The sequence below is a fragment of the Paenibacillus arenosi genome (assembly GCF_014841135.1).
In the GTDB taxonomy this organism is placed as follows: Bacteria; Bacillota; Bacilli; order Paenibacillales; family Paenibacillaceae; genus Paenibacillus_B; species Paenibacillus_B arenosi.
The window spans coordinates 47,045-59,941 of record NZ_JACYTN010000023.1 but is presented as its reverse complement, the minus strand read 5'-3'; the positions used below and the strand labels follow the sequence as shown (position 1 = coordinate 59,941).

At 42.7% G+C, this 12,897-nt stretch carries 11 protein-coding genes and 1 riboswitch; of the genes, 4 read left to right on the top strand and 7 right to left on the bottom strand.

Annotation, left to right across the window (positions count from 1 at the left end):
• Nucleotides 1-72: 72 nt before the first annotated feature.
• Both motB and motA read right to left on the bottom strand, forming a co-directional pair.
• Nucleotides 73-882 (bottom strand): flagellar motor protein MotB, encoded by an 810-nt coding sequence (gene motB, locus IFO66_RS19615; protein ID WP_192026785.1) that lies wholly within the window; start codon nucleotides 880-882, stop codon nucleotides 73-75.
• Nucleotides 875-1,666, bottom strand: coding sequence for a flagellar motor stator protein MotA (motA, locus tag IFO66_RS19610; protein ID WP_192026784.1), 792 nt, complete (start codon nucleotides 1,664-1,666; stop codon nucleotides 875-877). The genes motB and motA overlap by 8 nt, the downstream gene beginning before the upstream one ends.
• A 235-nt stretch (nucleotides 1,667-1,901) precedes the next feature.
• Between motA and IFO66_RS19605 the strand changes: the two genes are divergently transcribed.
• The 3 genes from IFO66_RS19605 (at nucleotide 1,902) to IFO66_RS19595 (ending at nucleotide 4,289) form a co-directional block, all read left to right on the top strand.
• Nucleotides 1,902-2,201 (top strand): hypothetical protein, encoded by a 300-nt coding sequence (locus IFO66_RS19605; protein WP_192026783.1) that lies wholly within the window; start codon nucleotides 1,902-1,904, stop codon nucleotides 2,199-2,201.
• 189 nt (nucleotides 2,202-2,390) lie between these two features.
• Nucleotides 2,391-3,320: a sulfurtransferase gene (locus IFO66_RS19600; RefSeq protein ID WP_225445914.1), complete on the top strand. Its 930-nt coding sequence runs from the start codon at nucleotides 2,391-2,393 to the stop codon at nucleotides 3,318-3,320.
• A 357-nt stretch (nucleotides 3,321-3,677) separates the two neighbouring features.
• Nucleotides 3,678-4,289, top strand: coding sequence for a DedA family protein (locus tag IFO66_RS19595; RefSeq protein WP_192026782.1), 612 nt, complete (start codon nucleotides 3,678-3,680; stop codon nucleotides 4,287-4,289).
• 356 nt (nucleotides 4,290-4,645) lie between these two features.
• On the opposite strand, the gene IFO66_RS19590 is transcribed toward IFO66_RS19595, so the two are convergent.
• The 3 genes from IFO66_RS19590 to IFO66_RS19580 form a co-directional block, all read right to left on the bottom strand.
• Entirely contained in the window at nucleotides 4,646-6,412 is a 1,767-nt protein-coding gene (locus IFO66_RS19590; RefSeq protein WP_192026781.1) for a methyl-accepting chemotaxis protein, read from the bottom strand.
• Nucleotides 6,413-6,578: 166 nt separating this feature from the next.
• Nucleotides 6,579-8,186: a class I adenylate-forming enzyme family protein gene (locus IFO66_RS19585; RefSeq protein WP_192026780.1), complete on the bottom strand. Its 1,608-nt coding sequence runs from the start codon at nucleotides 8,184-8,186 to the stop codon at nucleotides 6,579-6,581.
• Nucleotides 8,187-8,382: 196 nt separating this feature from the next.
• Nucleotides 8,383-9,723, bottom strand: a complete 1,341-nt coding sequence (locus IFO66_RS19580) for a lytic polysaccharide monooxygenase (RefSeq protein ID WP_192026779.1) — start codon at nucleotides 9,721-9,723, stop codon at nucleotides 8,383-8,385.
• Nucleotides 9,724-10,373: 650 nt separating this feature from the next.
• Here IFO66_RS19580 and IFO66_RS19575 point away from each other — a divergent pair.
• Complete coding sequence (locus IFO66_RS19575; protein WP_192026778.1) at nucleotides 10,374-10,598, top strand: hypothetical protein; 225 nt, start codon at nucleotides 10,374-10,376, stop codon at nucleotides 10,596-10,598.
• A 134-nt stretch (nucleotides 10,599-10,732) separates the two neighbouring features.
• Here IFO66_RS19575 and IFO66_RS19570 read toward each other — a convergent pair whose 3' ends face one another.
• Nucleotides 10,733-12,091, bottom strand: coding sequence for a cryptochrome/photolyase family protein (locus IFO66_RS19570; protein WP_192026777.1), 1,359 nt, complete (start codon nucleotides 12,089-12,091; stop codon nucleotides 10,733-10,735).
• Between the two features lie 112 nt (nucleotides 12,092-12,203).
• Nucleotides 12,204-12,668 carry a C40 family peptidase gene (locus IFO66_RS19565; protein ID WP_192026776.1) on the bottom strand — a complete coding sequence of 155 codons (465 nt, stop codon included), beginning with the start codon at nucleotides 12,666-12,668 and terminating at the stop codon, nucleotides 12,204-12,206.
• A gap of 3 nt (nucleotides 12,669-12,671) precedes the next feature.
• Nucleotides 12,672-12,816: riboswitch (cyclic di-AMP (ydaO/yuaA leader) on the bottom strand.
• Nucleotides 12,817-12,897: the final 81 nt, after the last annotated feature.

Genomic DNA, 12,897 nt, shown 5'->3' with positions numbered 1-12,897 from the left:
AAGTCTGTCATTTCCATTGCCGTCCAACCATATGGAACAAGAAACAGGCTGCTCTGACGAGCAGCCTGTTTCTTAATTTACTGGTGTAGTTATTGTTTTGTTGTGATTGCTGTATTTACGAACAATGGTAACCTCAACGCGCCGGTTCTGTGCACGTCCCTCCGCATGGTCGTTAGAAACGATAGGGTGATATTCTCCCATTCCGACTGCTTGGAAGTGTTTCGGATTAAGCTGAGAGCGCTCCAGTACGACTTTCATGAAGTTAATCGCACGAGCAGAGCTCAAGTCCCAGTTCGATGCAAAGCGGCTATTTTTAATCGGGACATTATCCGTATGTCCACGAATAATAATTTGGTAGCCTTTATACGGCTTCAGCATACTACCGATAGTCTCGGCTACTTTCTCCGACTCTTCTTTCAGTGTGGCATGACCGGAGTCGAATAGAGCACTGTCTTTAATCGTAATTCGAAGCTCGGAATGATTAAGCTTCGTGCTCAATTGATCGGATAAGCCGTTTTTTTTCATATATTCGTTCAATTGAGCTTGCAGTTGCTCTAATTGCTCTTGTTCTTTCTGAGCCTGCAAGTCTTTAGCGTGTTCCTTCGCGGCTTCTATCTCCATATTATCCGCCGGCTTTGACGTCTTCGCTGATTGTTCGACAATTGATGAGTTCTGGTCGAGGATACTTGTTCCTCCTCCAGAACTGTTGAATGCTGTGCTAAAGGCAGCACTCATCTGTTCGAACTTTTGTGCATCAGCAGCGCTCATCGCATAGAGGACAAGGAAGAGAGCGAGCAAGAGTGTCATTAAGTCCGCGTATGGAATAAGCCATGACTCATCAGGATGTTCTTCATGGTGTTCCTTGCGGTGCTTCTTACTCACCTCGACTCTCCTCCTTCTCATTCATCATTGCGCGCTCCGAAGGTGTCAAGAAGACGGAGAGCTTCTGATTGATTGCAATTGTAGATACGCCAGACTGAATGGACAATAGCCCTTCCACCATCATAAGGCGAATTTGTATTTCTGCCGCGGATAAACGCTTGAGCTTTGTTGCGATCGGGTGCCACAATACATATGCTGTGAAAATACCCAATAAGGTAGCGACAAATGCTGCAGCTATAGCTTTAGAAAGTGCACCCATATCTGTCATATCAGATAGGGCTGCAATTAGACCGATAACAGCACCGAGAACCCCGAGTGTTGGTGCGTACATACCTGCTTGAGAGAAGATAAGTGCACCAGCACGATGTCGTTCTTCCGTCGCGTTAATATCCTCCATGAGCACATCCCGAACGAAATCCTGATCGTTGCCGTCTATAATCATCCGCATACCACCACGTAGAAAGTCGTCATCGATTTCATCGATGCGGGACTCTAGTGCAAGCAATCCTTCGCGACGTGTGATAGACGCCCACTCCATAAATAATTGAATTAGTTGTACACGATCGACCAATTGCTGCTGCGTGAAAATGATTTTGATCAGCTTTGGGAACTTCTTAATCTCTTTCATTGGGAAAGCTATGAAGAGAGAAGCAGCCGTACCGACAAAAATAATCATAACTGCAGCAGGCTCGACTAGGCTGGAAAGCGGGGCGCCTTTAAGGGCCATACCTACCAATACGGAGGCAAGACCGAGTACAATGCCTATTACCGTAGATTTTTCCATAATCCTACATCCACCTCATCCATGAGTATATTGATGCTTCCTGCGGCTGCGATCACCCATATTCTTACGAACACGAAATTGCGATGCAACACCCTATTTATCGGCAAATTGTGAGCAAAAATTTAGATGTGAATCAAGGATGGATGAGGAAGGTTGTTAAATTTGGGAGATAGATTGAACATATGCTACAATATCGACAATAAGATGTTGCAGCAGGAGAGGGGTTATACGGATTATGGCAGTTTCCTTTACTCGACCTTATAAAGCGATACTCGATGACATGTCTGAGGCGCTAATTCGCATACCGAATGCGTATACAAGTTTAGATATGGAGCAAGACGATTGGGCTGGATTGACTTCCGAGGAGAAAAAAGAGGTCATGGAGGCATTAGCTGATGATTTGTTCTATGGCTTAGGTAAGGAACGTCTGCAGTTTATTGGAGATGGCAGCATTCATTATGATCGGGAGTTTCATCATTTTGAGTTTATGTTTAACAATGAGACAGTAGCAGTAGTTGACTTAAAAGAAGAATAGTTTCCACTTAGATACATATGCTAGACTCGTAATTTTACTGTAAGTTCGATGTAAGTAGGTATAACTGCATGAAGACTCTACTGAAGGCAGAAACGCAGGGGATGCTGTTTAGGTGATAGGCTGTATCGTACTCTACCGTACGATACTATTATTGCTATTCTCACAACGCTTTGAGGAAGGGATGAGTATATGGTTAGTTCAAGAATCAGTGAGCAATCTTGGTACATGGAAGTGTCTGAATTGAAAGAGCAATTGAAAAGACAAGAGCAGGAGCATAAGCAACTGCACGTTGTCGATTGTCGTTTCTGGCTGGACCAGCCTGCTAAAGGCTATGAATCTTATTTGATTGGCCACATACCAAATGCTATTTATATGGATCTTGACCGTGATCTGTCTTCCTCTCGAAAGGAGCATGGGGGTAGACATCCACTCCCTGAACCAGAGCAGTTGGCACGTACATTAACACTTCATGGAATTAGCAAGCAGGATACAGTTGTTGCTTACGACGAGCAGGGCGGTGCAATGGCAAGCCGTCTAATTTGGCTGCTGCAATGGATAGGTCATGAAGGAGACGTATATGTACTTGACGGTGGATATGCGGCTTGGCAGCGGGCAGGACTTGTGGGTGAAGCAGGTATATCCAACCCGCGTACAAAGCTTACGCAGCACTATGAACCCATTGTTCGATTCGAGCTGGTGGTGGACGTTGAACATGTACGCTCCAAACTAGATGACCCTACTGTACGTTTAATTGATTCACGCGAACATGTACGCTATATCGGTGAGGTAGAACCAATTGATCCGAAGGCAGGCCATATTCCTGGGGCATTGAACCGATTTTGGCGTGACGGGTTGAATGAACAGGGATACGTACGTGATAATAACGAAGAAAAGGCTGCTTGGCATAATCTTGTCGATGGAGCTGGAGAGATTATTGTATACTGCGGTTCAGGTGTAACTGCTTGTCCGAATGTACTGTCTTTGTGGCGTTCTGGGTTCCACAATGTGAAGCTGTACGCTGGTAGTTGGAGCGATTGGTGTTCGTACGAGGAGTCCCAGTTTCCTGTTGCGACAGGTCAGGCAAGTTTGAACGATCCAATTGAGGACAGCGAAGGGTAAATACGACTAAAATACGTCTAATATGGGTAGCAACACCTACATAGGTAGGCTGTTGCGCCCTTTTTCGTTTGCAATATATATATTCTCAATTCACTTCAAGTCGATAAGAGGCATAAACGAAAATGTAATATATAAGCTACTATCAACATGAAATGGAATTTGATTTCTTACTATAAAGTACCTAGAATAGTTAGGTACTATTTTTTCTAAACTTGTTGCCTATCTTAATTGTTGTTATGATACTCTAGTGAATGGATTTCATTTCATATTCATTTTATTTTTTTGTGTGTTGAATACATGGATACAGCAAGATTCTGCAGATTGTATTTTAATATTGCTTATTAAAGGAGTTTAATAATGGAAAATTGGATTACAGGCATTATGAATGATTTCGGCTATATCGGCGTCTTTCTATTGATCGCGATTGAAAATTTATTTCCGCCGATCCCCTCAGAGGTCATTCTGACGTTTGGTGGCTTTATGACAACGTACTCTGATATGAGTGTCGTCGGTGTTGTCATCGCTTCTACATTGGGATCCATCGTAGGAGCAATTGCGCTTTATTACGTTGGTTATCTTGTTGATGTAAATAGGATGGAGCGCTTTGTCGGCAAGTATGGCCGCTTCTTGCAATTAACTCCTAGTGATGTGACGAAAACGTACAGTTGGTTCACGAAATATGGGGTATGGGCGGTATTCCTTTGTCGCATGGTTCCGTTGCTTCGCAGTCTTATTTCTGTACCAGCGGGTAGTACGCGTATGAACTTCGGATTGTTTATGGTACTGACAACGGTCGGTTCATTAATTTGGAACATCGCGCTAGTGTTGATTGGAGCAGCTGTCGGTGCTTCATGGGAAACGATTGTTTCTTACATGGACACATACTCTAACATCGTCTATGCGCTTATCGCTCTAACTGGTCTTGGTGTACTGGTGTTCATTTTCAAAAGAAAGAAAAAAGCAAACTAATCTTTAAATCATGATAAATCTACAATAGGTAAAGGATTACAGGCTGTGATGGTTATCGGATGATGACGGGTCACAGCCTTTTTGCAATCTGCTCCATTCATTTCAAAATAGAAGCTAGCCTCTGAACGCCCTTCTTTATTTGCTCCTCAGATAAATTTCCATAACCAAGAATGATGAGATGCAGATGTTTTCCGTTATCAATGGCATGCATTTCGACAGGATATACCCGCACACCGTTTTGCTCTAACTTCTCTAATAGTTGGGCTGTAAACTGGATATTTGAAGCGGGAAGTAAGCAAACAAACGTAAAGGCCGGAAGTCTCCTCTTGGAAACTCCGGCCTTACATATTCTGAAACTATGATTCATTCACTTTGAATTGTCCGATACTTGCAGAGACAACTTCACTCAGCGAGTGTAGACGCTCTGCTGATGTATGTAACGACTGGAATGCCGCCAGTTGATCAGAAGACGAGGCACCGATCGTTTCCGTTGTCGCAGCTGCTTCGGCAGCAACATTAGATATTTCTTCGATGGCATCTAGGACATGACTTCTTAACTGTTCAATTTGTTGAATGTCACTGTTAACCGTATGAATAGAAGTAACAATCTGCTCAAAAGTGACAAACATCGATTCGAAGACCGTGCCAGCTTCAGCAACAATTTGGCTTTGTTTGCTTGCAATTTGTTCAGTCGTTTTCATAATAGACAGTGTGTTGCTAAACTCATTATTAATACTGGAAATCGTATTTTTAATTTGTGCAGTAGCATCGAATGATTGTGTTGCTAGCTTGCGAATTTCAGTGGCTACCACGCCAAATCCTTGCCCTGCTTCGCCTGCACGTGCCGCTTCAATACTAGCATTCAAGGCAAGCAGCTTCGTTTGCTCGGTAATCTCATTGATCGTTTGTACGACGACACTAATATTTTTCATATTATCGGCCAGACGGGCAAGCTCTACAGTAGCCTTGCGTTGTACTTCGTCGGCTTGTGCCGTGTTTTCTTGGAGGTCACGTACCTTATCCATGCCGCCACCTAATACCTGTTCCGCTTGAGAAGATAGGCCGTTAATTTCCTTGCTCTTCTCACTAACTCGTTCAATATTATTAGACAATTCTAACGTGCGCTGGTGTGCCGCCTCTGTCAATGAAGCTTGGAGAGCTGCACCATCTGCAATATTAACAATGGCTTTTTGAATACTCTCGCTCGTAGCGGTCGTCTCCTCTGATATTGTACTCAATTCCTCGGCAGATTCACTGACATCCTGTATGGAGCTCCCTACCGTAGCAATTAGTGACTGGGTTTGGTCGATCATCGTTCTAAAGTCTTTAGAAAGTGCGCCAAGCTCATCTTCCGCCATAGACTGAATTTGCACCGTAAGATCCCCTTCAGCCATTCGTTTCACATTGTCACGCAAATGGCTAATTGGACGGTTAATGGAGCGAATAATACCCCAGCTTAGAAGCGAACTGAGTAGTACACATAGTAAGATAATGATAACGGTATACCACAATAAAAGCTGATAGTCTTGTTTGACCTCAGTGCGCATCCGTTCATTTTCCTCATTATAAAGCTCACCGATTGCATCCAGATTTTCTTCCATGCTATTAAACTTGTCATATGCCTCACCATAGGAAAGTTGAATACCTTGTTGGCGTAAAGCAGGATCTGTGGATGAGATGTCTTTTAAAACGCGATCTGCAATGGCCTCGAATTCTCCTCTAGACTTGTTATAAGCCTCGATAAGTTCCATCTCTTTGGGAAGAGATAGATTGTTGGCGGTATATTCGCTAAATCTTGAATGAGCTTGATTTTTTTGCTTTTCATAATATTCGAGCTGGCTTTTAAACTTATCCGTACCGGGCTCATGCATATGGAGCGATCTTTCAGCCGTTATCCACTGGTAAAGATCAATACCAACTGCCCGTATAAGCTCAGTATTTTGTGCGTGAACATTTAGACTTTTTTCTAATGTGCTTTGTACTTTATAAAGATTGTACAAACCTGTTCCCCCGATAAAAAGGTTTGTTAAAAGGGCTACAGCGACTGCAATTAGTATTTTGGTACGAATAGATATTTTCTGAAAAACCTTTCCTAAGCGAGTGGATTCCCCTTGTTGTTTCATCTCTCTATTATCCCCTTATTTTCATGGTAATTGTGTAAATATAATAAATAGAAGCTCTAATATTGCATTAAAAAAGAATATTATCAATTGCAAAATTTATGTTAATGCTAACATAATGAACTGGGTTAATCTAGTAAGTAGGGCACAGGTAGAGCGTATTGTAGCATTAGTTAATCATTCTTGTTCTTCCCATCCAGTACTCCCTTCTAATAGCTGCTTTATTCATCTTTCCTACCGTTGTTCTAGGGAGATTATCCATAATTTCTAGTCGAGTAGGAACCTTGTAATTGGCTAGTTTTCGATAGAAGTATTGCTGTAATTCGCTTAATGTAATCCACGATTTTGTATTCAAAGTAATGACAGCCGTAACTTCTTCTCCTTCATCAGGCAATGGAGTCCCTATTATAACAATTTCACGAATAGAAGGGTGTCTACTTAATACTTCCTCGACTTCCGAACAGTAAACATTTGAACCATTCACGATGACCATATCCTTTTTTCGATCAACGAGATATAAATAGCCATCTTCATCAAATTTTCCTAAGTCTCCTGTGTATAGCCAACCATTTCGAATTGCGTGTTTCGTTTCTACGGGATTGTTCCAATAACCCAGCATCATCTGCTCGCCTTTACAAATAATTTCTCCTACAGCTCCTAATTGGACGTCACGACCGAGCTCATCAACGATACGTATTTCAAAAGGTTGTTGGCCCCAACTTGTTATATCAGATGGGTTGCCTACAGATAAGAGACGCTCTAATTTACCATCGATCATGCACTGGTTTACAGATAGGAAGCTAATACATTGACCGCTTTCTGTCTGTGAATATACTTCTTTAATTTGAGCATTAGGAAAAATTTTACGTGCTTTATGTAATGTATCCACGCTGATGGGAGCCCCGCCACAGGAGATGACTTCAACGGAATCGAGACATCGGTCTTGTATGCCGTCCATTGTAACGATATCTCTAAGCAAAAGACCAACCGTGCCGAGGTTTTTTATTTGCTCGCGCTCAATAATATCAATAACTTCTTCGGCTCGTAAAGGATAGGACTGCGCATAAATAAGACAACCACCTTCATACAAGGTCGTCCACAGCATAAATTGCCCAGTTATATGAGCCTGATTCAATATGATAGACTTCTTTGTAGGATTGTGACCTCCCTCTTTTTTGGGATCCATAAAAGACCAGTGACTGATACTGCGATGGGAATGCATGACCCCTTTAGAATGGCTGGTTGTGCCCCCTGTATAGATGATAAGTGCGATATCATCTGGATTAGGCTCATACCATTGTGATAACGATTGAGATGTAGCTATGAAAGTTTCTATGGAGTGTGTATCAGCGCAAGCATGTAAAGGAATAGCATAAGTACTGTTTAGTAAAGGGACATATTCTTCTGCTTGTAAATGATGAGAGTCGTATACGATAGCGATAGGGTTTGCACTTTGAAGTATTTGATTGATTTCGTTAGGTACTAAGTTGGGGAATAGGGTAACTGGAATAGCACCTATCACTACAGCAGCGCATTCTGCAATAGCGAGATAGGGACTAGGATGGCCTAGCAAAGCTATTCGATCTCCAGGTTTGAAGCCTAGCTGATGAAAGCTATAGGCTACGCAATTGACATGATGCAGCAACTGCTCATAAGTAAGGGTGATGTTGTGACTTTTGATTGCATAGTTGGTTGGATGCATGTTTGCAACAGTGGGTAATATTTTTGAGAGCAGCATGTTTTTCCCCCTATTTAAGGTAGCCGGATTATTCATCATCTTTACTCTTTGCTGCGTAATTAGAACGTATCATCATAACTCGTTTACAGCAATGACTTTTTACTGCGTTACGGATAAATTTCGCTGTTGTTTCGCACCTAGGTGTATATAGATTTCATTTATACATGCCAAAATGGCCGAAGTTACCTTGTTCAGGTGTCTTCGGCCATTCGTGTTTAATACGTATGCTTCAATGCTAAGGGATTACTTTCCATACACCTGCAGTGCCAGGTGTTTCGCCTTGTGTCCACCATTTAGCTTCATAGTTTACACCGCTATGTGTCACTTTACTGCCGCCTACATAAGCGGTCGTTGCACTCCATGCCGGATAGTTGGTTGGGGCTGGAGTTGTAGTCACGTTAAGCACGTTGCTTGCTGCCGATACGTTACCAGCAGCATCAATAGCTTTGACGGTAAAGGAATAGCTTGTATTTGGCGTTAAGCCTGTAACGAGATATTCGATTGCTGTTCCTGAAACGGTCGTTATCAACGTATTGCCACGGAATATTTGATATCCTGTAACTCCGATGTTATCTGTTGACGCATCCCACATCAGAGGTATTGTGGTGGAGCCGATTGCACCCATAACGTGAAGACTGCTAGGAGCTGTTGGGGCTTGTGTATCTGGACCGCTAGTAACAAGGGTCTTGAAAGTCACGTTGTTACTGGCCCCAGATACGTTGCCAGCAGCATCAATAGCTTTAATCGTAATGTTGTAGGTTGTATTGGCAGTCAAACCAGTCAAAGTAGTAGTCAATGCTCCGTTCGTAGTTGCGATTTGGCTGGAACCATTAAAGATACGATAGCCAACTACGCCTGTATTATCTGTGGATGCATTCCAATTGATTTTTGCACTTGTCGTACCAATATTGGATGCAACTGCACCTGTCGGAGCAGTTGGAGCCGACGTATCGGAGCTTCCTCCTCCAAAGTTAACATCAATAACATTATAGAAAGCATTTAAAGTATCGGAAATTTCCCATACTGCGAGAATGACTTGATAGCCTGACCGGCTAGGGACGTTACAAGTATCTGAGTAAGTGCCGCCTGGCTTCTGACCATTAGAAGATACGCTGCAGAATGGGGTTAAGTCGAACGAGGCGCGAGTAAGTGGGGCGTTAGGGTCCCAATTTTGCTTGGTGATGTAATATTTCCAGCTTGCTGTTGCGTGAGGGACTTTGATACTCCAGTTAAAGGTATTGGAGCCTGCGCTTATATTAATTTTTGACCATCGAGTAGAGGATTGTTGATCGAGTTGAGAGAACATGCCAACACCAGCACTTGCAATTTTCCCATCAGCAGGTCCTCCAGACGGAAATCCTTTCGTGCCTTCGAGGCTATATGGTTCGTAAATAATTAACCCACAGTTAGCATTTACGTTGTTCGCACAAAGACCTGCGCGGCTATTCGTTACGTAACCGTGTGCAGAAGCATGATCCGCTAGTATGAGGGACATGGTGTAGAGGAGTGCGAATGTAATGCTGCTAGCGATAAGAATTTTTAACGGATTGCGATTTGATAAGTGTAAATAAGACATTATAAATCCCTCCATTTTATATTCATTCATAGGCAAGCATAATCTGTGGCACAGGTACTAACACGGGCCCTAGCGTTCTAAAGCCGCAGCCTGCTTGTTGGTTAACATAAAAAATAAACGCCTCCTTTCGTCAGTGCGAATATATATAAACTCTTATCTTTGCAGAGTCTATACCCCGTTCTTCACCATTCAGTAGAAAGCGATTTCACTAGTAAATATGCAAGAAACTAGAAACAACTCTATCATATCGATGCTGTAAAAAATGAGCAATACTGATCTCGCTGTGAATCCAATTTTGATTCTATGGATTCAGATAAGGTCGTAGATTCATTGAGTAATATGGCTTAGATCCTTTCCTCTATCCAGTTCTTGAAAACTATCGCCTTCAGGATATGTCGGATTTTCAAAGTAACTAAGAACAAGGAAGAGGGTAGTTTAATATTCGCTCCCTCTAGTTATCACATAAAGTTAACGTGTATTTCATTTCATTTTCAGGTTTATCCTTCATAATAGCTAATAAGTTGCTTCAAACCTAATGTTATGGTTAATAACGTATGGGAAACACATATAGAGGATTGTCTATAATCGAACTTTAACTATTTGAATAAATAAAGGAACAACGAGTTTCAATTGGAAAGGTGGAAATGATAATGAAAAAATCGACAAGTGCCGCGGCGGCGTGGTCTTTTTCAATGATGATGTTATTAGCGCCTACGATATCCGCTCAAGCGGCTCCATCTGCACCTTCTGTCATTAAAATGGCGGAAGTGCAAAAGCGTGTCGATAATCCGGATAAACGGCTGCTGACGCGGGAAAAAAGCAATTTGTTCCACGAGAAACATGTCGATTCAGAACGTAATAAAAGCGAGAAATAGTGAACGTGTCGAAGAGGGTATTTGCGATCATATAAGGTGACATAGGTGTCTTTAACTCCTCTTTGCTGCAGTAATCGATCACATAGAAAAGCAGGCTTACATCGGACGATAAAATTCCGAAAAGCCTGCTTTTTTCATTTGTTTTGCTTCAACAGCAAGCTGTATTGCTCAATTGCGCGAAGGCGAGCTTGCTTCAAATCGACAATGGCATTCGTTTGTGGCTGATGTATCGCTTTGTCAGAGAGGTGAGCGAGCTGTGGCAGCCAACGCCGAATATAAGCGCCGCTCGGATCGTAGGTCTCTGATTGGCGTACCGGGTTCATTATACGAAAATAGGGGGCAGCATCATATCCTAGCGAAGAGCTCCACAGCCATCCACCTCGATTGAGTACATGATCGTAGTCAGCTAGCTTGTCCCTGAAATAAGCTTCACCATAGAAAAAAGGACAAAGAAGCTGCTTCGTTAAGAACATGGCCGTCACCATCCGAAGGCGATTAGGCATTTCACCTGTTTCTTTTAACTGTGTCATGGCGGCATCAATGATGGGTATTCCCGTTCTCGCTTCCGCCCAATAATCGAATGCAGCTGTGCTGAACCCAGACCAATCCAAGTTCTTTTCATACGAGAAATAATTAGGATTTCGCAATGCTTGATAAAGATAAAAGTCGCGCCATGCGAGCTGGCGAATCCAGCTATCTACATAAGAACTCCCCGTTAGTGTCGCTTGTTCGTATACTTGTCGAATAGAAATAGCTCCTGTGTTTATATATCCACTCATTTGGCTTGTGTAACTCCATCCATACCTATCTCTTCCTTGTTCGTAGTCAGGAAGCTTTTCTACGAAGAATTGTTGTAGTTTATTCTGCGGATCTTCTGTCGAAATTGAAGGGGATGTTGACTTCAATGCGTCATACAACCATACAGGTAGCGTAAAAGCTTCTACAATACTCGGCGAAACTTGTACGGTTACAAGGTCAGTTAGCGAAGTAAGCATAGGTGGTTCCGCAAAAAGATGCATAGCCTGTTTCCATTTGCTATAAAATGGGGTAAATACTTTGTAAGGCTGATCGCGGTTGGTGAAATGATCAAAAGAATCAGCATCGATAAGCATATGATCCATATCTGTTATTGTTTCTAGCCCGCAAGCTCGAGCCGTATGGAATAGTGTCTGATCACGTTGCTTGGCATAAGGAGTCAAGTCCTCATGAAAAGCCACTATTTGCAGTGGGTAGTGGGAGGCTAACTTGAGTAGAACTTGATCAGGTGAGCCGTAGACAATCACTAGCTGCTGGTTGGCTTGTTGGTAGTATTGTTGCAGGCGACTAACCTGCTGCAAGAAATGTCGACCGCTGTGCTCATGAGCGCGTCGTTCATCTAACAATATAGGATCTATAACGAGCAAATGAATGCCAGTCATGTGCAATGAGCGAAGCTTATCAAATAATCGCATGTCTGTCGTACGCAAATCACGTCGATGAAACCAGACGTACATGGAAATTCTCCTTTCGAATAGCAGGTGAGGGGATAATAAAAAACCCGACAGGATGTGTTAGCCACCTCCCACCGGGCTTGGTATCGAGTATTTCGTATAAAAGAAATAATTGCTATTTCGCGTTTTTCTCGTATTGTGTGTCGCTCATTACGCGACGAGCACCCAAGTAACGCTCTTCGTAGTAGTTCATGCTAAGCTTGTCGATTGTAACACCCTTATTCGTAGCAGAGTGAGCGAACTTACCGTCGCCTACAAAGATACCAACATGGGAAACACCTTTGCCGCTAGTATTGAAGAATACAAGATCTCCAGGACGAAGGTCGTCTTTAGAAACTTTGGTACCTTCTTCAAACTGAGAGCCAGATGTACGAGACAAATCCAAGCCTAGTTTGTTGAATATGTAGCTAGTGAAACCTGAGCAATCAAAGCCGCTTGTTGTTGTACCACCGTATTTGTAATCTACTCCGATTACTTTGTCGATTGCGCTATCCATTGATGTTGCTGCGAATGCACTTCCTGCTCCAAATGAAAGCAGTAGGCTTGTCGCCAGTGCGGCTGTGATTAATTTCTTCTTCAACTATAGGTTCCCCTTCCGTGCCTGCGAGGTTAGCTGTAGGGTTCGGTTGAAGGTCTCCCTATGATCCCTGTGCAATCCGAGATCAATTCACCCAAAAACTTGGTTCCCCCGCTTCCCGGATGTCTCGGGAATTCGGCTTTCATAATAGGACATCTTTCTTTCCGTCACACGTAATTACAATTTTGCAAGAATTTCATCGTCGTTCATGACAAACTTGTAATAAATCTAA